Annotated in this window: 29 protein-coding genes; 3 read left to right on the top strand and 26 right to left on the bottom strand. The window is 57.6% G+C overall.

What is annotated here, in order from left to right:
* Positions 1–62 precede the first annotated feature (62 nt).
* Positions 63–503, bottom strand: coding sequence for a holo-ACP synthase (locus HMPREF2765_RS01370; RefSeq protein ID WP_049349274.1), 441 nt, complete (start codon positions 501–503; stop codon positions 63–65).
* A gap of 277 nt (positions 504–780) precedes the next feature.
* The gene (gene glmS, locus HMPREF2765_RS01365) at positions 781–2,664 is read right to left on the bottom strand and encodes a glutamine--fructose-6-phosphate transaminase (isomerizing) (protein WP_070604081.1); all 1,884 of its coding nucleotides are present in this window, start codon (positions 2,662–2,664) and stop codon (positions 781–783) included.
* 184 nt (positions 2,665–2,848) lie between these two features.
* On the opposite strand from glmS, the gene coaA reads away from it, so the two are divergent.
* From coaA to mscL, 3 genes are all read left to right on the top strand, one after another.
* On the top strand, positions 2,849–3,805 hold the full coding sequence (coaA, locus tag HMPREF2765_RS01360) for a type I pantothenate kinase (protein ID WP_070604080.1): 957 nt from the start codon (positions 2,849–2,851) through the stop codon (positions 3,803–3,805).
* A gap of 162 nt (positions 3,806–3,967) precedes the next feature.
* Positions 3,968–4,876, top strand: a complete 909-nt coding sequence (locus HMPREF2765_RS01355) for a M15 family metallopeptidase (RefSeq protein WP_049341787.1) — start codon at positions 3,968–3,970, stop codon at positions 4,874–4,876.
* Between the two features lie 292 nt (positions 4,877–5,168).
* Complete coding sequence (mscL, locus tag HMPREF2765_RS01350) at positions 5,169–5,552, top strand: large conductance mechanosensitive channel protein MscL (RefSeq protein ID WP_049341785.1); 384 nt, start codon at positions 5,169–5,171, stop codon at positions 5,550–5,552.
* A gap of 180 nt (positions 5,553–5,732) precedes the next feature.
* Here mscL and glmM read toward each other — a convergent pair whose 3' ends face one another.
* The 24 genes from glmM to rplN form a co-directional block, all read right to left on the bottom strand.
* Positions 5,733–7,091 carry a phosphoglucosamine mutase gene (gene glmM / locus HMPREF2765_RS01345; protein WP_070604079.1) on the bottom strand — a complete coding sequence of 453 codons (1,359 nt, stop codon included), beginning with the start codon at positions 7,089–7,091 and terminating at the stop codon, positions 5,733–5,735.
* Positions 7,092–7,333: 242 nt separating this feature from the next.
* Positions 7,334–8,401, bottom strand: a complete 1,068-nt coding sequence (ppk2, locus tag HMPREF2765_RS01340) for a polyphosphate kinase 2 (RefSeq protein WP_049353767.1) — start codon at positions 8,399–8,401, stop codon at positions 7,334–7,336.
* A gap of 180 nt (positions 8,402–8,581) precedes the next feature.
* A complete protein-coding gene (gene rpsI, locus HMPREF2765_RS01335) occupies positions 8,582–9,073 on the bottom strand; it encodes a 30S ribosomal protein S9 (protein ID WP_005505036.1) in 492 nt (163 codons plus the stop codon).
* Positions 9,074–9,105: 32 nt separating this feature from the next.
* Complete coding sequence (rplM, locus tag HMPREF2765_RS01330) at positions 9,106–9,549, bottom strand: 50S ribosomal protein L13 (RefSeq protein WP_005505035.1); 444 nt, start codon at positions 9,547–9,549, stop codon at positions 9,106–9,108.
* Between the two features lie 364 nt (positions 9,550–9,913).
* Entirely contained in the window at positions 9,914–10,879 is a 966-nt protein-coding gene (truA, locus tag HMPREF2765_RS01325; protein WP_070604078.1) for a tRNA pseudouridine(38-40) synthase TruA, read from the bottom strand.
* Positions 10,880–11,053: 174 nt separating this feature from the next.
* Entirely contained in the window at positions 11,054–11,707 is a 654-nt protein-coding gene (gene rplQ / locus HMPREF2765_RS01320; protein WP_005505032.1) for a 50S ribosomal protein L17, read from the bottom strand.
* 105 nt (positions 11,708–11,812) lie between these two features.
* Positions 11,813–12,805 (bottom strand): DNA-directed RNA polymerase subunit alpha, encoded by a 993-nt coding sequence (locus tag HMPREF2765_RS01315; RefSeq protein WP_005505031.1) that lies wholly within the window; start codon positions 12,803–12,805, stop codon positions 11,813–11,815.
* Between the two features lie 138 nt (positions 12,806–12,943).
* Positions 12,944–13,351 carry a 30S ribosomal protein S11 gene (rpsK, locus tag HMPREF2765_RS01310; protein ID WP_005505028.1) on the bottom strand — a complete coding sequence of 136 codons (408 nt, stop codon included), beginning with the start codon at positions 13,349–13,351 and terminating at the stop codon, positions 12,944–12,946.
* Between the two features lie 68 nt (positions 13,352–13,419).
* A complete protein-coding gene (rpsM, locus tag HMPREF2765_RS01305) occupies positions 13,420–13,788 on the bottom strand; it encodes a 30S ribosomal protein S13 (RefSeq protein ID WP_005505026.1) in 369 nt (122 codons plus the stop codon).
* A gap of 179 nt (positions 13,789–13,967) precedes the next feature.
* Positions 13,968–14,081 carry a 50S ribosomal protein L36 gene (gene rpmJ, locus HMPREF2765_RS01300; protein WP_004005257.1) on the bottom strand — a complete coding sequence of 38 codons (114 nt, stop codon included), beginning with the start codon at positions 14,079–14,081 and terminating at the stop codon, positions 13,968–13,970.
* Positions 14,082–14,205: 124 nt separating this feature from the next.
* Positions 14,206–14,427 carry a translation initiation factor IF-1 gene (gene infA / locus HMPREF2765_RS01295; protein ID WP_005505018.1) on the bottom strand — a complete coding sequence of 74 codons (222 nt, stop codon included), beginning with the start codon at positions 14,425–14,427 and terminating at the stop codon, positions 14,206–14,208.
* Positions 14,428–14,713: 286 nt separating this feature from the next.
* Positions 14,714–15,928, bottom strand: coding sequence for a dual-specificity RNA methyltransferase RlmN (gene rlmN / locus HMPREF2765_RS01290; RefSeq protein ID WP_044150213.1), 1,215 nt, complete (start codon positions 15,926–15,928; stop codon positions 14,714–14,716).
* A gap of 124 nt (positions 15,929–16,052) precedes the next feature.
* Positions 16,053–16,892: a type I methionyl aminopeptidase gene (gene map, locus HMPREF2765_RS01285; RefSeq protein WP_049341779.1), complete on the bottom strand. Its 840-nt coding sequence runs from the start codon at positions 16,890–16,892 to the stop codon at positions 16,053–16,055.
* 119 nt (positions 16,893–17,011) lie between these two features.
* Positions 17,012–17,575, bottom strand: a complete 564-nt coding sequence (locus tag HMPREF2765_RS01280) for an adenylate kinase (RefSeq protein ID WP_005505015.1) — start codon at positions 17,573–17,575, stop codon at positions 17,012–17,014.
* Positions 17,572–18,879 carry a preprotein translocase subunit SecY gene (gene secY, locus HMPREF2765_RS01275; protein WP_012903060.1) on the bottom strand — a complete coding sequence of 436 codons (1,308 nt, stop codon included), beginning with the start codon at positions 18,877–18,879 and terminating at the stop codon, positions 17,572–17,574. Before secY ends, HMPREF2765_RS01280 begins: the two co-directional genes overlap by 4 nt.
* Positions 18,880–19,159: 280 nt before the next feature.
* Positions 19,160–19,606 (bottom strand): 50S ribosomal protein L15, encoded by a 447-nt coding sequence (gene rplO, locus HMPREF2765_RS01270; RefSeq protein ID WP_005505008.1) that lies wholly within the window; start codon positions 19,604–19,606, stop codon positions 19,160–19,162.
* A gap of 2 nt (positions 19,607–19,608) precedes the next feature.
* On the bottom strand, positions 19,609–19,815 hold the full coding sequence (gene rpmD / locus HMPREF2765_RS01265) for a 50S ribosomal protein L30 (RefSeq protein WP_004005265.1): 207 nt from the start codon (positions 19,813–19,815) through the stop codon (positions 19,609–19,611).
* 2 nt (positions 19,816–19,817) lie between these two features.
* Positions 19,818–20,462 carry a 30S ribosomal protein S5 gene (gene rpsE / locus HMPREF2765_RS01260; RefSeq protein WP_171840195.1) on the bottom strand — a complete coding sequence of 215 codons (645 nt, stop codon included), beginning with the start codon at positions 20,460–20,462 and terminating at the stop codon, positions 19,818–19,820.
* Positions 20,463–20,491: 29 nt separating this feature from the next.
* Positions 20,492–20,851, bottom strand: coding sequence for a 50S ribosomal protein L18 (gene rplR / locus HMPREF2765_RS01255; protein WP_005505006.1), 360 nt, complete (start codon positions 20,849–20,851; stop codon positions 20,492–20,494).
* 2 nt (positions 20,852–20,853) lie between these two features.
* The gene (rplF, locus tag HMPREF2765_RS01250; RefSeq protein WP_005505004.1) at positions 20,854–21,390 is read right to left on the bottom strand and encodes a 50S ribosomal protein L6; all 537 of its coding nucleotides are present in this window, start codon (positions 21,388–21,390) and stop codon (positions 20,854–20,856) included.
* Positions 21,391–21,417: 27 nt separating this feature from the next.
* Positions 21,418–21,816, bottom strand: a complete 399-nt coding sequence (gene rpsH / locus HMPREF2765_RS01245; protein WP_005505003.1) for a 30S ribosomal protein S8 — start codon at positions 21,814–21,816, stop codon at positions 21,418–21,420.
* 73 nt (positions 21,817–21,889) lie between these two features.
* Positions 21,890–22,450, bottom strand: coding sequence for a 50S ribosomal protein L5 (rplE, locus tag HMPREF2765_RS01240; RefSeq protein ID WP_005505001.1), 561 nt, complete (start codon positions 22,448–22,450; stop codon positions 21,890–21,892).
* Positions 22,450–22,785 carry a 50S ribosomal protein L24 gene (gene rplX / locus HMPREF2765_RS01235; protein WP_005504988.1) on the bottom strand — a complete coding sequence of 112 codons (336 nt, stop codon included), beginning with the start codon at positions 22,783–22,785 and terminating at the stop codon, positions 22,450–22,452. Before rplX ends, rplE begins: the two co-directional genes overlap by 1 nt.
* Before the next feature lie 3 nt (positions 22,786–22,788).
* Positions 22,789–23,160: a 50S ribosomal protein L14 gene (rplN, locus tag HMPREF2765_RS01230; RefSeq protein ID WP_005504986.1), complete on the bottom strand. Its 372-nt coding sequence runs from the start codon at positions 23,158–23,160 to the stop codon at positions 22,789–22,791.
* Between the last annotated feature and the right edge of the window lie 577 nt (positions 23,161–23,737).

The raw sequence follows: 23,737 nt of genomic DNA, 5'->3' as shown, positions 1-23,737 counted from the left end.
TGCGGGCCTTAGGGGTCACCGGGTGTGGTGTTGATGTGGCTCTGCGTTAATCGTCGGTGGCGTTAGTTTTCGTCGGTGTCGTCGCCGGCGATGACGCTGAGTCGGTAGCTTTCGGGGTTGAACTTTTGCAGGTGCGCCAGTTCTGCGTCGCTGAGGTATTCGGCGGTTGCGATGGCGATGGCCATGGGTTCGTCGTGGGTCAGCGAGAGGTGGATGCGGTTGATGCCGAGTTCTTTGGCTCGGCGGGCGATGGTGCCCTGAATGATGAGGTAGGGCTGGCCGCTTTCGGCGGTGGCGACTTCGCAGTCTTGCCAGTTGAGTCCGGCGGGTGCTCCGAGTACTTTTGCGACGGCTTCTTTGGCGGCAAATCGTACGGCTTGGGAGCGTACGTTCCGGGTGCGTTCGTTGGGGGTGAAGACGCGGCGGACGAAGGCTGGTGTTTCGGTCACGATTCGCTCGAATCGTTCAATGTTGACGGTATCTACGCCGATTCCCATGATCATGAGCTGCACCTTTTACGGTAGGGGTGGTAACCGCGTCCTGTTTGCGGTTTCTCTTGTTTTAAGTCTAGCGAGATTCGTTTCTTTTAGGTGGGATAGCGTCAAATATGACGCATGGTTGATGCCTGTTTCACAGCGTCATTTGTGTTGGTTAATCCACGAATAACCGCCCGATTAAACGACAAGGGCGGTGGTTGAGTTCTTAGAGAACTCAACCACCGCCCTTTCGTTATCGCCGAGGCGATTTCCGAGGATTACTCCAGATGATTACTTCTGAGGACTACTCCACGGTCACGGACTTTGCGAGGTTACGCGGCTGGTCAACGTCCAGGCCCTTAGCTTCTGCCAGTGCGCATGCGAAGATCTGCAGGGGCACAGTTGCCAGCAGGGGCTGCAGCAGCGAGGGGCATGCCGGGACGGTGATGAGGCGGTCTGCGTAGGGCTTGACGGCCTCGTCGCCTTCCTCGGCGATGACGATGGTGAAGGCGCCGCGAGCGCGCACTTCCTGGATGTTGGAGACGACCTTGCCGTGCAGGGAGTCGCGACCGTTTGCGGAGGGAACCACTACGATGACCGGCTGGCCTTCATCGATCAGTGCGATGGGGCCGTGCTTGAGCTCGCCTGCTGCGAAGCCTTCAGCGTGGATGTAGGTGATTTCCTTGAGCTTGAGTGCGCCTTCCATTGCGACGGGGAAGCCCACGTGGCGGCCGAGGAAGATCACGGAGGAGGCATCCTTCATTTCGACGCCCAGTTCCTTGACCTGGGTGTCGTTGTCGAGGACCTTCTGGATCTTTGCGGGCATGTTCTGCAGCTCGGCAAGGATCGAAGCAATTTCGTCCTTGTACTTGTTGCCGCGCAGCTGTGCCAGGTACAGGCCAAGCAGGTATGCTGCGGTGATCTGTGCCAGGAATGCCTTGGTGGATGCCACTGCGATTTCGGGGCCTGCGTGGGTGTACAGCGCAGCGTCGGATTCACGGGGCAGGGTCGAGCCGTGGGTGTTGCAGATGGAGACAACCTTTGCGCCCTGTTCGCGTGCGTGGCGCACTGCCATCAGGGTGTCCATGGTTTCACCGGACTGCGAGAGTGCCACGATGAGGGTCTTCTCGTTCACGATGGGGTCGCGGTAGCGGAACTCGTGTGCGAGCTCAACCTCGGTGGGGATGCGGCACCAGTGCTCGATGGCGTAGCGTGCCACCTGGCCTGCGTATGCTGCGGTACCACATGCGACGACGATAATCTTGTCGATCGAGCGTAGCACCGAGTCGTCGATGTTCAGCTCGTCGAGGGTCAGGTTGCCGTTCTCGTCGAGGCGGCCCATGAGGGTCTGCTCAACAGCTGCGGGCTGCTCGTGGATTTCCTTCTCCATGAAGGAGTTGTAGCCGCCCTTTTCGGCTGCTGCTGCGTCCCACTCGATGTGGAAGGGCTTGCCCTCTGCGGGGTTACCTTCGAAGTCGATGATGGAGTAGTCGCTGCCGGTGATGGTCACGATCTGGTCCTGACCCATTTCGACGGCTTCCTTGGTGTAGTCAATGAACGCGGAGACGTCAGAGCCGAGGAAGTTCTCGTTCTCGCCCAGGCCGATGACCAGCGGGGAGTTGCGGCGGGTTGCCACGACGCGGTCCGGGTGGTCGGCGTGGATAGCCAGGATGGTGAATGCACCTTCGAGGCGGTTGGATGCGACGCGTACTGCCTCGGTGAGGTCACCGGTACCGAGCTTGTTGTAGATGCTTGCGATGGTTGCTGCAGCTACCTCGGTGTCGGTCTGGGATGCGAACTCTACGCCTTCGGCGAGCAGTTCGGCACGCAGTTCGGCGAAGTTTTCGATAATACCGTTGTGAACGACGGCGAGGCGGCCGTTGTCGACAACGTGGGGGTGAGCGTTGTTGTCGGTGGGTCCACCGTGGGTTGCCCAACGGGTGTGACCGATACCAATCTGGGAGTCCGGCAGGGGGTGTTCCTTGACCTCGTTCTCAAGGTTCAGGAGCTTGCCTGCCTTCTTACGGAATACGATGCCGTCGGGGCTTACAACTGCCACGCCAGCAGAGTCATAGCCGCGGTATTCCTGGCGGCGCAGACCTTCGAGGACCACATCGTATGCGTTGTGATCAAACTTGTTACCGTCCGGAGCAGTGTCCAGACCTACATATCCTACGATTCCACACATGCTATAAGTTTATCCCACAAGTATCCAGATATGCGCACGGTGAAATACCGTTATACGTCACGTTTATTGTGGCTTTCCTAGCTTTATTGGGTTTTGTCCTTTTCTTCTCATAAATTTATTTCTTCAAACAAACCGTGAGGGCGGGTATTTTCCCCGCGGGCTGAAAGTTCGTACACTTAGATAAATGAGCACCGCACCGTATTTTTCTAGCGATGACCGCTTCATGCATCTAGACCGTTCCCGTTGGTCGCACCTAGCCGATGAGATTGCTGTTCCCCTCAGCGCTGAGGAAATTGAGTCTCTTCGAGGCCTGGGTGAAACTGTCGACCTTGAAGAGGTGCAGCGTATTTATCTGCCGGTTTCTCGTCTTCTGAATCTGTATGTGACTGCTGCTTCTTCACTGAACCATATGACGAATGATTTTCTACATGTGTCTCAGCGGCGTGTCCCGTTCATTATTGGTGTGGCGGGCTCTGTTGCTGTGGGTAAGTCGACCACGGCGCGTATTTTGCAGGCTCTTTTGAGTCGCTGGCCGTCTACTCCTAATGTTCAGCTAGTGACGACGGATGGTTTCTTGTACCCGAACGCGGAGCTTCAGCGTCGCGGCATTATGCACCGTAAGGGTTTCCCGGAGTCTTATGATCGCCGTGCTCTGTTGAATTTTGTGTCGCAGGTGAAGTCCGGTGCTGAGCGTGTGGTGGCGCCGAAGTATTCGCACCTGTATTACGACATCATGCCGGATGAGCATATTGAGGTCACGGCACCGGATGTGCTGATTCTTGAGGGTTTGAATGTTTTGGCGCCTTCTCAGGCTGAGGGGCCGGAGACTTCTGATCTGACGCTGAGTGATTTCTTTGATTTCTCTATTTATGTGGATTCCCGCACTGAAGATATTGAGCGCTGGTATGTGAATCGTTTCTTGACTCTGCGTTCTTCGGCTTTTGCGAATCCGGAGTCGTATTTCAAGCGTTATGCGGAGCTGAGCGATGAGCAGGCGGTTGAGGTTGCGACCGGCATTTGGAAGAGCGTGAATGAGCCGAATCTGTTGCAGAATGTTTTGCCTACTCGTGCTCGTGCGCATTTGATTCTGCAGAAGGGCGCCGAGCATACCGTGGAGCAGGTTCTTCTGCGTAAGAACTAGAGGTTCTTTAGGTTTTTATCGTTCGTGTGCGGCTTTTAGTTGCCTGTGTAGCGCGTTTGTGGTGCATTCTAGTAGAAGGCGCCGGAGGCTCCACTCCCTCGCGGGGTGGGTTTAGGCTTCTGGCGCTTTTTGTTTGCATCTACGCCATGATGAGGAGTTATTGTGAAGTCTCTGCACCGTACGTCTACCGCTCAGGAGTCTCTTAATAGTTCTGCGCTGAACCGCCGCACTCTCTTGGGTGCCGCTTTGGGGGTTGGCGGTACCGCCTTGTTGGCGGCTTGTGGCTCGCAGGGTCAGGGTGCGTCTTCTTCATCTTCTGCTGCGAGTGCTTCTGAGTCTGCGGCGGCTTCGGCGGCTTCTTCTAGCGCCTCTTCCGCTGCGTCGGCATCTTCTGCCGCGCCCTCCCCTGTTGCTTCTGCTACCAGTGCTTCTGCAAGTGCTTCGGCTTCTGCGAGCGTGTCTTCTTCCCCGTTGGCGCTTGCTCAGCCGAGTGTTGAGTCTCAGCCGGATTCTTTGCGTTGCCTCGTGAATAAGATGCGTCCCTTTGCGCAGCAGGATTGGGAGCCGAATGACCTGGTGGAGTTCTACGGTCATCAATTGCGCGCTGAGGCGGCTAAGGCAGCGGATACGATGATTGATGCGGCTGCTACTGATGGCGTGACTCTGCTTGTTTCTAGCGCGTATCGTTCGTATGCGGTGCAGCAGCAGACCTATCAGTATTGGGTTTCGGTGAACGGTCAACAGGTGGCGGACCAGTTATCGGCTCGTCCCGGCTATTCGGAGCATCAGACGGGCTTGGCGATTGATTTTGCTTCTCCTGAGGGTTGCCGTTTGGAGGAGTGTTATCGCGATACGCTGGCTGGTCAGTGGTTGGCGAAGAACGCTCCGCGTTACGGATATATTTTGCGCTTCCCTGATGGTCGTCAATCGGTGACCGGTTATCGTTTTGAGCCGTGGCATTACCGCTATGTGGGTGTGCAGATTGCCCAGGAGTATGTGTCTTCGGGTGCGAAGACTTTTGAGGAGTTTATCGGTACGGGTGCGGCACCCGATTATGCAAGTGCGAGCTAGGGTCGAGGCTAATCTTTCGGCTTTGGTCGGTGCGCCAAGTGGTGATGTGTATCGTCTTTCAAGCTTCCGTACCGGAGATAAATAGGCACAGTAGATGCATATTTTTTCGCATACACACCCCGTAAATCCGCGGTTTTTCGCAGGTTTTAGAGATTTTTGCTCAGGTTCATGTGAGCTAGACTTTAAGTATCGGGCGCCATAGGACCACTGTGAAGAAAAACACATGCTTTACAATGAAAATTTTCTCAGAATATGGCATTTTCTGAGGTGAAAAGGCGCTATTCTATATCTCATGCTTAAGGGTTTTAAAGATTTTCTGATCCGCGGTAACGTCATCGACCTCGCAGTTGGTCTGATTATGGGTACCGCCTTCACCGCTGTGGTGACCTCGCTTGTCCAGGCCGTCCTGATGCCGGCTATCTCCATGCTGGTTGGCTCCCCCAACTTCGACGAGTTCCTGGTCTTCGGCCAGATCAAGGTTGGCGTGTTCCTAACCGCTATTGTCAACTTCATCCTGATTGCAGCTGCTGTCTACTTCGCAGTTGTTGTGCCCACTCAGAAGCTGACTGAACTCGCACTGGCTAAGAAGAAGGCTGAAGACGAGGCTGCTGAAGAAGAGGAAGAGACCGAGCTTGACCTCCTGAAGGAGATCCGCGACGCTCTGGCAAAGAAGTAATTTCTCTGCTCTCTACCACTAATTTTTTAGACCCCCGTATCCCCTGTGGATACGGGGGTTTTCCGTATCCTCGTCCCCCCCCCCCTCCCCCGCCCAAGATAACGAAGAAGGGCTGGGAAGGTAACACCTTCCCAGCCCTTCTCTATCCTCCACTGCGGTCTTCGCACCGGAAGAATACGTTTAGAGTGCCAGTTCCTTAGCTACAACGTCAGCCAGCTGCTGAGCAACCTCATCAGCCTGCTCCTGGGTTGCAGCTTCAACCATGACGCGCACCAGAGGCTCGGTGCCGGATGCACGCAGCAGCACGCGGCCGCTTTCACCCAGTACGCCTTCAGCCTCGCTGACAGCAGTAGCGAGCGCCTCATTGGTCTTCACAGCGGCACGGTCAACGCCCTTGACGTTGATCAGACGCTGCGGGGTGGGCTGCATACGCAATGCCAGCTCGGAGAGGGTCTGGCCGCTACGAGCCACCTCTGCAGCCAGCTGGATGCCGGTCAGAACGCCGTCACCGGTGGTTGCGTAGTCGCTCATGATGACGTGACCGGACTGCTCGCCGCCCAGATTGTAGCCGTGCTCGCGCATGGACTCGAGGACGTAGCGGTCACCGACCGCGGTACGGCCGAGGGTAATACCGTGCTCGCGCAGGTACAGCTCCAGACCCAGGCTACTCATCACGGTCGCGACGAGGGTGTCCTTTGCGAGCTTACCTTCGCGCTTAGCCGCAACAGCCAGGATAGCCATAATCTGGTCGCCGTCTACCAGGTTGCCCTTTTCGTCAACTGCCTGGCAGCGGTCGGAGTCGCCGTCGTGGGCGATACCGAGGTCCGCGCCGTGCTCAACGACAGCTGCCTGCAACTTCTCCGGGTGGGTGGAACCCACACCGTCATTGATGTTGGTGCCGTTGGGCTCTACGGCCAGTGCAATGACCTCTGCGCCCAGCGCCTCGAAGGTTGCCGGGGATGCCGCGTAGGCTGCACCGTTTGCGCAGTCCAGAACAATCTTCATGCCGGCAAGGGGCTTGCCTTCGGGAAGGGTGGAGACCAGGTGCTTCACGTAAGCCTCGGTACCGTCCTCCAGGGGCTTGACGGTACCCACAGCACCACCGGTCGGGTAGCGGAAGGACTTCTCGCGGTAGACGCGCTCAATAGCGTCCTCAACGGAGTCTTCCAGCTTCTGGCCACCGCGGGCCAGGAACTTAATACCGTTGTCCGCTGCGGGGTTGTGCGATGCAGAAATCATCACGCCGAAGTCAGCACCGGTATGTGCCACCAGGTAAGCTGCCGCGGGGGTGGGGACGATACCGGCATCCAGCACGTCAACACCTGCGCTAGCGAAGCCAGCCTTCATCGCAGAGACAATGAAGTCTGCAGAGGAGCGGGAGTCATTTGCGATCACGGCACGGGGGCGTACACCCTCTTCTACCGTGTCAAAGCCCAGGACAATAGAAGCCGCCTGCGCGAGCTCCATAGCCAGGGCGGGAGTAATTACATCGTTTGCCAGACCGCGTACGCCGTCGGTTCCAAAAAGTCGTTCAGTCACCCTTTTATTTTACGTTGTGCGTAACTCCGCTTAGGCGCATACACCGTAAATTCTTCATAATCAGAAAGTGATTTTCAGCGGCTACATATCTGCTTCATAGCTAATGTTTCTATAGACACGTAAAGGTGCCTGCTCTCAGTTCCCAGAGAGGGAAAAGAGAGGCAGGCACCTTCATAGTGCAAGCTGTTTGGCGGTTCTATCGCCGCAGGGTTGAGTTATTGCTCTCCCCTATCTATCAACGCTTACTTGACGACCGGGAAGCCGTCCGGAGAGTCACCGGACTCATCCTCGAAAACGTGCGATGCAGAGCGGACGATCAGCGAGTCGAGCTCGCCCACGACTGCCTCATCCTTGGAGGGGTAGTCGAACTGAGAGAGCACGTAACGCATTGCTTCCAGACGTGCGCGCTTCTTGTCGTTGGACTTGATAACGGTCCAGGGGGCATCACCGGTGTGGGTGTAGAAGAACATTGCTTCCTTCGCCGCGGTGTAGTCGTCCCACTTATCCAGGGATGCCAGGTCGGTGGGGGAAAGCTTCCACTGGCGAACCGGGTCGGTACGGCGGGAGGTGAAGCGTGCAAGCTGCTCTTCGCGGGTGACGGAGAACCAGAACTTGATGATGTGGATACCGGAGTTCACCAGCATGCGCTCCAGGTCCGGAACTTCGCGCATGAACTCGAAGTACTGTGCCTGGGTGCAGTAGCCCATAACGCGCTCAACGCCGGCACGGTTGTACCAGGAGCGGTCCATCAGAACGATTTCGCCGCCGGAGGGCAGGTGCTTGATGTAACGCTGGAAGTACCACTGAGTCTGCTCGATATCGGTCGGCTTCTCCAGTGCCACAACGCGAGCGCCACGGGGGTTCAGGTGCTCGGTGAAGCGCTTGATGGAGCCACCCTTACCTGCTGCGTCACGGCCTTCGAAGATGATGAGGATCTTCTGACCGGTGGACTTAGCCCAGAGCTGCAGCTTCAGCAGCTCAATCTGCAGGGCACGCTTTTCCTTCTCGTATGCCTTACGGCTGAGCTTGGTGTCGTAGGGGTAACCCTTCTTCCATGCCTGCGAGGTTTCGTCGTCCTTCTTGTCCTTGCCGAGGGCGCGGGTGAGGGAAGCCATTTCGTCCAGCTCTGCCGAGTAGTCCTCGACAACGGAGGTGCGGCGTGCCTGGGGCTTCAGGGCTTCCTTGATGGCTTGTTTCTTCTCAGAACCGGTGTGTGCGTGTGCGCCTTCAGCGGCGTGGTGGTGGGCTTCAGTCTGAGGAGCCTCCACAGCCTTCTCTTCGGGCTGGGTGGAGGGATTCTGCTCTGCCATGAGTACTCTTTTCTTCCTGTCTGCTTTGACTCTTTAACTCTACCGGTGTGCTCTTCGATGAACAAACGTAACAGTTATATGCACCCTATAACCTTGTAACGCTCATAGTGAGTAGATACGCAAAACGCCCCGATTCTCCCGAAGGAGAAGCGGGGCGTAACGCTTCGTAAAAACCAGCGATTAACGCTTGGAGAACTGCGAAGCCTTGCGTGCCTTCTTAAGACCAGCCTTCTTACGCTCGATGACGCGTGCGTCACGGGTCAGGTAGCCAGCCTTCTTCAGTGCGGGGCGGTTGTTCTCGCGGTCGATCTCGTTCAGTGCACGAGCGATACCCAGGCGCAGAGCACCTGCCTGACCGGAGGGGCCACCACCGTTGATGCGTGCGATGACGTCGTATGCACCCTCGAGCTCCAGGAGCTTGAAGGGCTGGTTGACGTCCTGCTGGTGCAGCTTGTTGGGGAAGTAGTCTTCCAGGCTACGACCGTTGATGGTCCAGTTGCCGGAACCGGGCACAACGCGAACGCGTGCCACTGCTTCCTTGCGGCGACCAACTGCTGCGCCTGCAACGGTCAGCGCCGGACGTGCTGCCTTAGCCGCTGCGGGGGCAGCGGACTCCGAGGTGTAGCTGGTCAGCTCTTCCTCGACTACGATCTGCTCTTCGTTCTGAGCCACGATTTCTCCTATTGTTTCTTCGTAGGCCCGAATTACTGGGCGACCTGGTTGAATTCGTAGGTCTTGGGCTGCTGTGCCGCGTGCGGGTGCTCGGGGCCAGCGTAGACCTTCAGCTTCTTGAGCTGCTGTGCAGCAAGCTTGTTCTTGGGCAGCATGCCCTTAACAGCCTTCTCAACCGCGCGAACGGGGTTGGTCTCAAGCAGCTCTGCGTAGTTCACGGACTTCAGACCGCCGGGGTAACCCGAGTGGCGGTATGCACGCTTCTGCTCGAGCTTTGCACCGGTCAGGGCGACCTTCTCAGCGTTCACGATGATAACGAAGTCACCGGTGTCAACGTGGGGAGCAAAAGTCGGCTTGTGCTTACCGCGCAGCAGGATAGCGGTCTGGCTTGCGAGGCGGCCGAGAACAACGTCGGTGGCGTCAATGACGTGCCACTGGCGCTCGACTTCGCCGGGCTTGGGAGTATAAGTGCGCAAAATATTGGCCTTTGTCTCGAAATGTACATACGGCGCTTAGTTGGGTATCGCGCCTTTTACTTACGTGCATGACGAACACCCGGGTGAGGACCGAGCTGCCGCCCGTTCTGCCCGTACTCTAGACCGCCTTAACGTCCTGCAACTAGACAGCGATTTAGAGCGCGCTCGGGTAGAACACGCACAACATATCAAGACTATACAGGACGTCGAGTGCTTAATCCACCGCCAAAGCCTTAAAAATAGGGCTTTTTTGTCTTAAACACATTTTAAATTCCATCCGTGTAATTCACCCTCGACGATTGCGCTCCTCCGTTGAGCCCCTCATCACTTCCGGCGTGTGACGGGGCTCAATATATACAGGGCGTTAAGCGCTCTGCGCTTCGTGGTCCTCTCGCTTTGCTCGAGCACGTTCCGCCTGCTCTCCATACAACTCCGGGGCAGGGTAGTAAATCTCAGCTAGTGCCAGAGCATGCGGAGGCGCAAGAGTCAGCGAAGCTTCGCGTCCCGGGTTCTCGATCCGCTCACGCAACCAGGCCGCGTCACGTTTACCCGTGCCGTAGAGCACCAACGCACCCACAAGTGAACGCACCATGTGATGACAGAAGGCATCAGCCACCACACGCACCTCAATAAGGCCACTTTCAGCACGAGTGAAGCTAAGCTCTCGCAGCTCACGAATCGTGGTCGCGCCTTCACGCGGCTTGCAGAAGGAGAGAAAATCACGCAGGCCGAGTAGCTGCTGCGCCGACTGGTTAAGATCAGCACAATCCAGGTGCTCAGGTACCGCCCAGGTGTAGGTACGGTGCAGAGGATTAAGACCGTCCGCCGCGCCATCTGCAATGCGATATACGTAGCGGCGACCGGTAGCCGAGAAGCGCGCATCAAAATCGAAGGGAACCCCAGTCACGCGGTGGATCTGAATAGCGCCCTGCAAAATGCCGCGGACATTCTTCGGCAAGTTCAACTGCTCTTCCGCATCGTAAAGACAACGCTGAAGAGCGCCGGTGAGGCGGCGCCCCAGGGCAGCCGTCGGGTCGTCCTCCCCCGTTCGACCTTGCAGGCGAGTCCAATCCTCATCGTTCAAATCGCAATGCAGGGTCTGGGCTTCCGCATGCACACCGGCATCGGTTCGGCCCGCGACCACCACGCGGTGAGGCGCCCGCAAAATCAGTTCAAGGGCGTTCTCAATGACCCCCTGCACGGTAACTAGGTTCGGTTGGGCAGCCCACCCGCTAAAAAGAGAACCGTCGTAGGCACAATCAATACGCACGCGGTGCGTAGCAGTGAAGGGCTGCGCTTCACGGTTCTCTAAAGCAGTAGCGTTATGCATTGGTGTGCCTTTCAGCGGTAAAGGACGGTTGAAGAATACGGGCCGGCTCTTGTATAGCGAATGCGCAAAGAACCGTCTCCTCGTTAAGTATGCAGATACACCAATCCGCCGCCCACAACAGTGGACGGCGGATTGACATATTTTAGGCTTAGCCTAAATCAGCTGGGATCCGTATTACTCGGAAACCTTCTGTGCTGCTGCGCCACCTGCGGGGGCGTAACCTGCAGCCTCTGCCGACTCAGCGGAGTCGAACCAGATTTCAGCCTTGGTGCTGGAGTACCAGCGGGAACCGGGCACGTGGTACTTCATGGAATCGGCGTTACCCTTAACCTCGAAGCCCTCGGGAGCCTCGCCGGACTCCAGGGGTGCGTGAGAACCTGCGGGCAGGCCCTCAGCTGCTTCAGCCTTGGGAGCCTCAGCTGCCTTCTCAGCAACCTTGGTTGCCTCAGCAACTGCACCCTTGGTTGCAACGGGCTCCATGACGAGCTCGATGACTGCCATGGGAGCGTTGTCACCCTTACGGTTACCGATCTTGATGATGCGGGTGTAACCACCGGGGCGCTCTGCCATTGCCGGAGCAATAACGGTGAAGAGCTCGTGCACGACGGACTTGTCGGTGATGGAACGCAGCACGCGACGGCGAGCAGCCAGGTCGCCCTTCTTACCGAAGGTGATGAAGCGCTCTGCCACCGGACGCAGGCGCTTTGCCTTGGTCAGGGTGGTGGTGATGCGCTTGTGCTGGAACAGCTGCGCCGACAGGTTGTTGAGCATGTGGCGCTCGTGGGTCGGGGAACCGCCGAGGCGGGGACCCTTAGTGGGAGTAGGCATAGTTAAATCTCCATAGTTGCGTTCCCTAACGCCCCAGCAGCGGAGCCTCTTAGGGAATCAAGTTTGACTGATCCCGGTGGAACCGGGTGAACTATTCGGTCGAAATTATTCGCCGGAACCGTCTTCGTCATCAAGCGGGCGTGCAGCAGGCTCGAAACCGGGAGGGGAGTCCTTCAGGGCCAGGCCGAGCTCGATGAGCTTTGCCTTGACCTCGTCAATGGACTTAGCACCGAAGTTACGGATGTCCATCAGGTCAGCTTCACTGCGGGTCACGAGCTCACCCACGGTGTGGATACCCTCGCGCTTGAGGCAGTTGTAGGAGCGGACGGACATGTTCAGGTCCTCGATCGGCAGCGCCAGATCAGCGGCCATGGACTCGTCGGCGGGCGACGGGCCAACTTCGATACCCTCAGCTGCAATGTTCAGCTCACGTGCCAGGCCGAAGAGCTCGACCAGGGTGCTGCCTGCAGAAGCAACGGCGTCACGCGGTGCGATGGCTTCCTTGGTTTCGACGTCCAGGGTCAGGCTGTCGAAGTCGGTGCGCTGCTCAACACGGGTCGCGTTCACGCTGAAGGTAACCTTCAGAACCGGGGAATAGATGGAGTCAACCGGGATACGGCCAATCTCGCCATCGCCGACCTTGTTCTGAGCTGCAGTCACGTAGCCGCGACCGCGCTCGATAACCAGCTCAGCGTTGAAGTTTGCCGAGGCGTTCAGGGTTGCCAGGTGCAGTTCCGGGTTGTGGATCTCCACGCCAGCGGGAACCTCGATGTCGCCTGCGGTCAGTTCACCTTCGCCCTGCTTGCGCAGGTAGGCCACGACGGGCTCGTCGTTCTCAGAAGAGATGGAGAGCTTCTTGATGTTCAAGATGATCTCAGTGACGTCCTCGGTCACGCCGGGAACGGTGCTGAACTCGTGCAGTACGCCATCAATGCGGACGCTGGTAACAGCGGCGCCGGGGATGGAGGACAGCAGAGTACGGCGGAGGGAGTTACCCATGGTGTAGCCGAAACCGGGCTCCAGAGGCTCGATGGTGAAGCGCGAGCGGTTGGGCGCTACGACCTCTTCAGTCAGAGTGGGGCGCTGTGCAATAAGCACTTTGTTTCCTTTCGGTGAGCTCCGCTATATGAGCCCACAGGTTGGGGAAAACATATCTTAGGAAGCAGACGGGTGTCTGTACTCTCCGGGTACAGCTCCGTGGAGCGTACCCGTCGAGGGATTAGGTCAGGGACCTAATTAGACGCGGCGGCGCTTCGGGGGACGGCAACCGTTGTGTGCAACGGGGGTAACGTCCTGGATCGAACCGACCTCGAGGCCTGCAGCCTGCAGGGAGCGGATTGCGGTTTCGCGACCGGAACCAGGGCCCTTGACGAACACGTCAACCTTGCGGACGCCGTGCTCCTTGGCGCGGTTTGCAGCAGCCTCAGCAGCCAGCTGTGCGGCGTAGGGGGTGGACTTACGGGAGCCCTTGAAGCCCATGTCGCCAGCGGAGGACCAGGAGATCACTGCACCGGTGGGATCGGTGATGGAGACGATGGTGTTGTTGAAGGTCGACTTGATGTGAGCCTGACCAGCAACGATGTTCTTGCTAACCTTGCGGCGGTTGGTCTTACGAGCTGCCGCAGCGCGAGTCTTGGGAGGCATTTTTGATTCTCCTACAAAGGTTTTCTAATACGTTGGTCGGATAGAGATATCCAACAGAGCAACGTTGCTTACTTCTTCTTACCTGCGACGGTACGCTTCGGGCCCTTGCGGGTACGTGCGTTAGTCTTGGTGCGCTGACCGTGAACCGGCAGGCCGCGGCGGTGGCGCAGGCCCTGGTAGGAACCGATTTCAACCTTACGGCGGATGTCAGCTGCAACCTCGCGGCGAAGATCACCTTCAACCTTGTAGTTGCCTTCGATGAAGTCACGAAGTGCCACGAGCTCCTGGTCAGTCAGGTCCTTGACGCGGGTGTCAGGGTTGACGCCGGTAGCAGCGAGGGTTTCGTGTGCACGGGTCTTGCCCACGCCGTAGATGTAAGTGAGAGCAACTTCCACGCGCTTTTCGCGGGGAATATCAACTCCAGCGAGACGTGCCATACTGGCTTCTCCTTGTTGTTTTCCAGAGGTCTATAGCATCACTGCCCGGGTTGTTCTGACCCGGTCCCCGGCCTCTGAGTCCGGAGGTATCCGAAGTCGCCTCGTGGGCGTTGCTTCGGAGCGGTGCCTATGACAATTCCGCCCCCTGTTGGGGCGGTTATGAAGTCAGCTGCTAGGGATTAGCCCTGGCGCTGCTTGTGGCGCGGGTTTTCGCAGATCACCATGACCACACCGTGACGGCGGATCACCTTGCACTTATCGCAGATCGGCTTAACGCTCGGCTTGACCTTCATCGCATTCCTTTTGATTGCAACTTGATTACTGGCGAGATAAGAGGTTCCCTCACTTACGTTGGGGAACTGCGTTATCCCTTTGAACACGATTTAAACGCCGCCAGGGGCGACGTTTATCTCGGGTTTACTTGTAACGGTAGACGATACGACCTCGGGAAAGGTCGTAGGGGCTCAGTTCCACTACTACTCGGTCCTCAGGCAGGATGCGAATGTAGTGCTGACGCATCTTGCCCGAGATGTGTGCGAGAACCTTGTGGCCGTTATCCAGCTCAACACGGAACATCGCGTTGGGCAGAGCTTCAACCACAGAGCCTTCAATCTCGATGACGCCGTCTTTCTTAGCCATATCCTCCGCTAACGTCGGTGCCCGTCGCAGGTGCGGCGGGCAATTGTATCTTCTGTTTGTGAGCTCACCTCGGTGAGGCGATAGGGCGTTTTAAGGCGCACTTAACACTGGCACAAACAACCAACTGTTAACTCTACGGCAAAGGCCGTGGAAAAACAACCGTGATTTTTATGACATCAGGCACTTAATGTTTAAAAGGAAGAAGCCCCTCCCCCACGTTCCTGAAAGTCTTATTGACTTCCCTCCGCAGGAAAGGGGCACCGTTCACCGGTCACAGCTCAACTGCTTAGTCTTCCTTAGCGGCAAGCTGACCGCATGCTCCATCAATATCGGAACCGCGAGTATCACGAATAGTCGTCGGAATACCGTGGGCACGCAGACGCTCCACAAAGTTCTGCTCAACGCCCTTACGGGATGCCGTCCACTTCGAACCCGGGGTCGGGTTCAGCGGAATCGGGTTCACGTGCACCCAACCACGGCCGCGCTGCGCCAGCTTCTTACCGAGCAGATCCGCACGCCAGCCCTGATCGTTAATATCGCGAATCAGCGCGTACTCAATGGAGACGCGGCGGCCGGTCGTACGGTAGTAGTCGTACGCAGCGTCCAGAGTCTCGTCGACCTTCCAGCGCTGGTTAATCGGGATCAGCTCATCACGCAGCTCATCATCCGGAGCGTGCAGAGACAGCGCCAAAGTAATGGGCAACTTCTCCAGCTCAAACTTACGAATACCCGGCACCAGGCCCACGGTCGACATGGTCAGACCGCGAGCAGAAATACCGAGGCCCTCGGGCGAAGGGTCAATCAGGCGGTGCACAGCACCCATGGTTGCCTTGTAGTTAGCAAGCGCCTCGCCCATACCCATGAAGACAATATTGGAAACACGCAGCGGACGAGTATCCTCAGAACCGCCTTCTGCTTCTTCCAGGCCCTTCATCTGCTTCAGGTAGCGGGCACCGGCAACGACCTGCTCCACAATTTCCGCGGTGGACAGGTTGCGAGTCAAACCCTGCTGACCGGTCGCACAGAAGGGGCAGTTCATACCGCAGCCAGCCTGCGAAGAGATGCACATGGTCACGCGGTTGTCATAACGCATGATGACAGACTCAATGAGCGCACCATCAAAGAGGCGGTGCACAACCTTCAGGGTGTCGCCACCGTCAGCCTCGAGGGTACGGACCGGGGTCAGAAGCTGAGGCATCGCCTGTGCAACCATCTGCTCGCGGTCCTTAGCCGGCAGGTCAGTCATCTCAGCGGGGTCAGTGACCAGACGCTCAAAATAGTGCTTGGACAGCTGGGATGCACGGAACGACTGGTAGCCAAGTTCCTTCAGAAATTCACGGCGGCCAGCCATGTCGAAGTCAGCGATATGCTTGGGCGGCTTCGCACGGCGCGGTGCTTTCAGGGCAATCTGGCCGGGTGCGGGGCGAACGTTCGAGATTTCAACCGGCACCTTGGTCGCAGCGGGTGCGGTTGCCTCGCCGCTATTGAGAGTTTCGCTCATGGAGCTTCTTCCTTGTGATGTGGATGCTTTCGGATGCGCTATCACGCACCGGACCGGATTCGCCGGTTTCTTCGGGTGGAGGTGGGGCAGCTAAAGGTGGATACCCCTCCCCTAGTGGTGGGACTTAGGCGGGGATCGGAACCGGGGTTACGCCAAAGCGAGCAAGTTCGCTTGCACCACCGTCTTCTGCAGTCAGGACCCAGATACCTTCGCTATGCACAGCAACGGAGTGCTCCCACTGGCAGGCATCGGAGCCGTCAACGGTTACAACGGTCCAGTCGTCGGAGAGCACCTTGGTCTCGATGGAACCAGTCACAAGCATCGGCTCAATAGCGAAAGCCATGCCGGGCTTGATCTTCGGCCCCATGTCACGCACTGCGTAGTTCAGTACGTCCGGTGCCATATGCATCTGGGAACCGATGCCGTGGCCCACGTAGTCTTCAATAATGCCGTACTTATCGCCGTATTCTTCGGTCACATATGCTTCGATGGCAAGGCCGATTTCGCCGACCTTCTTTGCGGTTGCCAGAGCGGCGATGCCGTGCCACATTGCCTCGCGAGTGACGGCGGAGAGCTCTGCGCGTGCTTCGCTCACATTGTCACCGACCAGCACAGTACGTGCCGAGTCGCCGTGCCACTGGCGGTTGGTTGCGGGGTCGATAACGTATGCGCCACCGTCGATAGAAAGGATGTCGCCGTCCTTGAGCACGTAGTCGCCGGGGATGCCGTGAACGACCTCATGGTTGACGGAGGTGCATACGGTTGCCGGGTAGTCGTAGTAGCCGTAGAAGTTGGAGGTGCCACCCAGTTCCAGCATGGTGCGTTCAAAAGCGGCGTTCACCTCTGCGGTGGTTGCGCCGGGGCGAGCTGCCGCCACTGCCGCATCGAGCGCGCGGCTGGTGATGACTCCTGCACGAGCCATCTGCTGAAGCTGTGCATTGGTTTTAATTTCGACTCGTGCCATTCTGGCTCCTTAGGTATAGGGGCGGTGCGCCCAAGCTTAGAACTCTACAGACAGCACTGTACCCCCGCAAGTCTTTGTGATGCATCATGCACCTCAAATTGCGGGGGTACAGCAGAAGATTACTTCAGAGCGTCGAGGATGCGCTCGGTGACTTCAGCAATCTCGCCGAGGCCGTTAACTTCCTTGACGATGCCGCGTTCGCGGTAGATTGCGATCAGCGGTGCGGTCTCTTCTTCGTAGACCTTCAGGCGGTGACGAATGACCTCTTCGTTGTCATCGGTACGACCCTGCTCTGCTGCGCGGTTGAGCAGACGCTCAACGAGTTCGTCGTTGTCTGCAACCAGCAGGAGAACTCGATCGATCTTCTCACCCTTGGCTTCGAGGATGGAGTCTAGCTCGTGCACCTGGGAGGTGTTGCGGGGGTAGCCGTCGAGCAGGAAGCCGTTGACGACGTCGCTTTCCTCCAGACGTGCGCGCACCATGTTGTTGGTGACAGAGTCGGGAACCAGGTTGCCGGAGTCGATGTACGACTTCGCTTCCTTGCCCAGCTCGGTCTCTTCCTTGATGTTCTTACGGAAGATATCACCGGTGGAAATCGCGGGAATCTTCAGCGCTTCAGCGATCTTGACGGCCTGGGTGCCCTTACCTGCACCGGGAGGGCCGACGATGAGCAGACGGTTCATCGGAGCAGTCCTTCGTAGTTTCGTTGTTGGAGCTGAGCGTTGATCTGCTTGAGAGTATCAAGACCAACACCCACCACGATCAGCAGCGAGGCGCCGCCGAACGGGAAATTCTGGTTTGCGTTGAATAGGATAAGCGCTACCAGGGGAATCATGGAAATTACACCCAGGTAAAGTGCGCCAGGCAACGTAATTCGGTTGAGTACGTAGCTGAGGTAACGCGCGGTGGGCTTACCCGCACGGATGCCGGGAATGAAGCCACCGTACTTCTTCATATTGTCCGCTACTTCTACCGGGTCGAAGGTGACCGCCACGTAGAAGTACGCGAAGCCAATAATCATGAAGAAGTAGAGAGCAATGTACAGCGGGTGATCGCCGCGCACCAGGTATGCGTTAATCCAGTTGACCCAGTCCGGCGGGGTGGAGCCGTCGGTGGGGGTGTTGAACTGGGCAATCAGGCCGGGCAGGGTCAGCAGGGAGGACGCGAAGATCAGCGGGATCACGCCGGCCATGTTGACCTTCAGCGGGATGTAGGTGCTGGTGCCGCCAATGGTGCGTCGACCAATCATGCGCTTTGCATACTGCACGGGGATACGGCGAACGGACTGTTCCACGTAGACCACGGCAAGCATGACCAGCAGGCCAATACCGCAGACAGCCGCGAAGATACCCCAACCGTGGGTGCGCTGGATGGAGCCCAGAGCGCTCGGGAAGGAGGAAGCGATGGAGGTGAAGATCAGCAGGGACATACCGTTGCCGACGCCACGCTCGGTAATCTGCTCACCCATCCACATGATGACGGTGGTACCTGCACACAGGGTGACGATAATCAGCAGGATGTGCAGTACGTCGTCCTGGGGGATGATGCCCGGGCAGTTACCCAGCAGAACGCCAGAGCGTGCCATCGAGACGATGGTGGTTGCATTCAGCAGAGCAAGAGCGATGGTCAGGTAGCGGGTGTACTGGGTGAGCTTTGCCTGACCCTGCGCGCCCTCATCGTGCAGCTCCTGGAATCGCGGGATGACCACGCGTAGCAGCTGGATGATAATGGACGCGGTAATGTACGGCATCACGCCGAGGGCAAAGATCGAAAGCTGCAGCAGTGCGCCACCACTGAAGAGGTTGACGATATCGTAGACGCCACCGCTTGTAACATTGGCGTTCAGACACTGCTGTACATTTCCGTAGGAAACGCCTGGCGCGGGGATGAAAGTGCCCACGCGGTACAGCACAATCATTGCCAGGGTAAACAGCAGCTTACGCCGCAAATCGGCGGTCTTGACGACTCGCCCGAATGCGCTCAGCACATGTCCTCCTGTAAGTCTATGGGGCGCCCATCCCTCTCAAAGAGTTTTAGGGCGCAGTAAACACATCTTCCAGTCTATCGTGTTTGGAGCGGGTAACGATAACTCCCTAGCAGATTATGTAGCTTTTATATTCTCTTAGCGTGATTTTTGAACGCCAAATGTGGCGCACACCAAGCGTTCAAATATACGAATACAGGAATATATCCCGTTGTGAGTCTTTCCGAGCAGCAAAAAGCCCCCGCCGTACAGTGTACGGACGGGGGCTTTCTCGTCTTGAAGACTACTTAACGGTTACAGAACCGCCAGCGGCCTCGATCTTCTCAATAGCGGAAGCCGATGCCTTGTCAACAACAACGTTCACCTTGACGGAGATTTCGCCGTTGCCCAGAACCTTCACGAGCTCGTTCTTGCGAACGGCACCCTTAGCAACCAGTGCCTCGACGGTGACGTCGCCACCGTTGGGGAACAGTTCCTGGATGCGGTCCAGGTTAACAACCTGGTACTCGGTGCGGAAGGGGTTCTTGAAGCCGCGCAGCTTCGGCAGGCGCATGTGCAGCGGCAGCTGGCCGCCTTCGAAGCCTGCACGAACCTGGTAACGTGCCTTGGTACCCTTGGTACCGCGACCTGCGGTCTTACCCTTGGAGCCTTCACCGCGGCCAACGCGGGTCTTTGCCTTGTGGGCACCCGGTGCCGGGCGCAGATCGTGAATCTTGATAGCTTCTGCCATCTTTACTTGACCTCCTCAACCTTCACCAGGTGAGCAACGGTGTTAACCATGCCAACGGTGACGGGGTCAGCAGTGCGGACTACCTTGTTGCCGGGGCGCTTGAGGCCCAGGGAACGCAGGGTGTCGCGCATGTTCTGCTTCTGACCAACATAGGACTTGACCTGGGTGATTTCCAGCTTTGCGTCGCTGGGCTGAATACGCTTGGCCATTACTACGCACCTGCCTTTTCAGACTTGGTGTTGCGCAGGTAGCTGGGGATAACCTCATCGGTGGGCAGGCCACGGCGGGCTGCCACTGCCAGGGGCTCCTCGAGCTCCTTGAGTGCTGCAACAGTTGCGTGAACGATGTTGATCTGGTTGGAGGAACCGAGCGACTTGGACAGCACGTCGTGAATGCCTGCGCACTCGAGTACTGCACGCACGGGGCCACCTGCGATAACACCGGTACCAGCGGTTGCCGGGCGGAGCATCACAACGCCTGCAGCTGCCTCACCCTGCACACGGTGCGGGATGGTGCGGCCTTCGATGCGGGGAACGCGGAAGAAGTTCTTCTTTGCTTCCTCGACACCCTTGGAGATTGCTGCGGGAACTTCCTTAGCCTTACCGTAGCCAACGCCGACCAGGCCGTTACCGTCACCAACGACGACCAGTGCGGTGAAGCTGAAGCGACGACCACCCTTGACGACCTTGGAAACGCGGTTGATGGTCACAACGCGCTCGATGTACTTGTCCTTCTCCTCCTCGCGAGCGCGGTTGTTACGGCGCTCACCACGGCCACGACGCTCGCCGCGGTTGTTGCGGCGCTCCTCGCGCTGGTTGGAGGTCTCAGCGGTTTCAGCTACTACTGCTTCGCTCACCTGAGTTTCCTTTACGTTCTGCTCGCTCATTAGAGTGCAAGACCTCCCTCGCGTGCACCGTCAGCAACGGCTGCAACACGGCCGTGGTACTTGTTACCACCGCGGTCGAACACGACTGCCTCAACACCAGCTGCCTTGGCGCGCTCTGCTACGAGCTCACCAACGCGCTTTGCCTTAGCGGTCTTGTCCAGGTCAGCTGCACGCAGCTCTGCTTCCATGGTGGAAGCGGATGCCAGGGTTACGCCCTTGACATCGTCGATAACCTGAACGAACATGTGACGGGTCGAACGGGTGACGCACAGGCGCGGACGCGCAGCGGTACCCGAAACGTACTTGCGGATGCGAGCGTGACGACGTGCACGCTGCGCTGCCTTCGACTTGATAGCCATGTTTACTTACCAGCCTTTCCGACCTTGCGGCGGATGTGCTCACCTGCGTAGCGAACACCCTTACCCTTGTAGGGATCGGGCTTACGCAGACCACGAATGTTTGCTGCAACCTGACCAACGAGCTGCTTGTCGATACCCGACACGGTCAGCTTGTTAGCACCCTCCACTGCGAAGGTAATACCCTCGGGAGCGGTGATGTTGATCGGGTGGGAGTAGCCCAGAGCGAACTCCAGGTCGTTACCCTTCGGGGTCACACGGTAACCGGTACCAACGATTTCCAGCTTCTTTTCGTAGCCGGAGGTAACGCCGATAATCAGGTTCTGAATCAGGGTACGAGTCAGACCGTGCAGCGAGCGAGACAGGCGCTCGTCGTTCGGACGAGATACAACGATCTCGTTTTCGTTCAGAGCCACGGTGATGGGGGAAGCTACCTTGTGGGAGAGCTCGCCCTTCGGGCCCTTAACGGTAACCAGGTTGCCATCGACCTTAACCTCAACGCCGGCGGGAACCGAGATGGGGAGACGTCCAATACGTGACATTATTCTCTTCCTTTCTCTTCTAACCGACTACCAGATGTAAGCGATGACTTCGCCGCCCACGCCCTTCTTCGCAGCCTGCTTGTCAGTGAGCAGACCCGAAGAGGTGGACAGGATTGCGATGCCGAGGCCACCCAGAACCTGGGGCAGGTTGGTGGACTTTGCGTAGGTACGCAGGCCCGGCTTGGAAATACGACGCACGCCAGCGATGGAACGCTCGCGGGACGGACCGTACTTGAGGACGAGGGTCAGGGTCTTGCCGACCTTTGCATCCTCAACCTTCACGTCGGCGATGTAGCCCTCAGCCTTCAGGATCTCAGCAATGCGAGCCTTCAGCTTGGAGTAGGGCATGGATACGGTGTCGTGGTATGCGGAGTTTGCGTTACGCAAACGGGTCAGCATATCTGCGACCGGATCAGTCATAGTCATTGTGGGCTTTAGCCCTTCCTCGTTGTGGTTTCCCTACCCCGCGGTAACGGGGTCTGGACCTACAACGTAGTCGTTAGTTGGTCTTGAACGGGAAGCCCAGTGCCTTCAGGATTGCACGGCCTTCTTCGTCGGTCTTCGCGGAGGTCACCACGGTGATGTCCATACCACGCACGCGGTCGATCGAGTCCTGATCGATTTCGTGGAACATGGACTGCTCGGTCAGACCGAAGGTGTAGTTACCATTACCGTCGAACTGGCGGTCCGAGAGGCCGCGGAAGTCGCGGATTCGGGGCAGTGCCAGGGTGACGAGGCGGTCCAGGAATTCCCACATGCGGTCGCCACGCAGGGTGACGTGTGCGCCAATGGGCATACCTTCGCGCAGCTTGAACTGTGCGATGGACTTCTTAGCGCGGGTAACAATCGGCTTCTGACCGGTGATTGCGGTGAGATCGCGGATTGCGCCGTCCATGAGCTTTGCGTCGCGAGCTGCCTCGCCAACACCCATGTTTACGACGACCTTAACGATCTTCGGGGTCTGCATGACGTTCTCGTACTTGAACTCTTCCTGCAGAGCGGGAACGACGACCTCAGCGTACTTGGTCTTGAAGCGGGGGGTGATCTTGGTTTCGGTCATTAGATGTCCTTACCCGAACGCTTAGCAACGCGCACGCGAACGGTGCGCTCCTTGCCGTCACGCTCTACAGTCTCGAGGCGGAAACCAACACGGGTCGGCTTCTTGGTCTCGGGGTCAACAATCGCAACGTTAGAAACGTGGATCGGTGCCTCAACCTTCTGAATGCCGCCTGCTGCGCCGGTCAGGGGGTTAGCCTTGGTGTGCTTGGTGACGACCTTGACGCCCTCAACAATCACACGGTTTTCCTTGGGGAGAACCTTCAGAACCTTGCCCTGCTTGCCCTTATCTGCACCGGAAATAACCTGAACCAGGTCGCCGGACTTGATCTTAGCCATGAATTAGAGCACCTCCGGAGCCAGCGAAACGATCTTCATGAACTTCTTGTCGCGAAGCTCACGACCCACGGGGCCGAAGATACGGGTACCACGGGGATCACCATCAGTGTTCTTCAGGATCACTGCGGAGTTCTCGTCGAACTTGATGTAGGAGCCGTCGGGACGACGGGTTTCCTTCTTGGTGCGGACGACGACTGCCTTAACAACGTCACCCTTCTTTACGGTACCGCCGGGGATTGCATCCTTGACGGTTGCGACAATGATGTCGCCAATGCCTGCGTAGCGACGCGAGGAACCACCGAGAACACGGATGGTCAGGATTTCCTTCGCACCAGTGTTGTCGGCGACCTTCAGTCGCGACTCCTGCTGAATCATATTTCTCCTGTCGTCTCGCCGGTTCCGACTCGCTTTAGGCGCGAGCCAGCCTTGCGGAACATTTTTACGGGATTGGTTGACGCCCCGGGCCCCAACTCTATGGAAGGGGTTAGCGGAAACGCCTGGGGCAAACCCATGCCAGAAGCATTTGGACCCGCGTGAAGCGGGCGTATCCCACCCGTAAATAGCGGCATTATGCACTGGCACGAGAAGCCCGTGGTTGTGCGGCTATTTGGATACAGCCACACAGTCTTAACACTGTACAGGAAGCAGGTATGTAGCGCAAGAGTTTGCCGACTATGATTTCAGTCTCCTCCACCCTATCTCTGGGGATAGCCGGGCTTAGAGAGCAAAAACCCCATACCCCACATCACCATCGATTGAGAAGGCCCCTTATTTGACACTTAAAGCAGGAGGCCCCTTCGTGTAGTTCCTGACGCATAAGAAACTGAAGGGGCCTCGAGAAATCTATCAAACAATGTGTCAAACAAAGAAGATAGATATTAATATTTTACTACGCTTTAATGTCCCTCCACGACAGACTTGCCGCAGTACTGGCAAGAGACCCCCCCCCCCC

The organism is Rothia sp. HMSC062H08, from assembly GCF_001810775.1.
GTDB lineage: Bacteria > Actinomycetota > Actinomycetes > Actinomycetales > Micrococcaceae > Rothia.
This window is presented reverse-complemented; position numbering and strand designations above follow the sequence as displayed.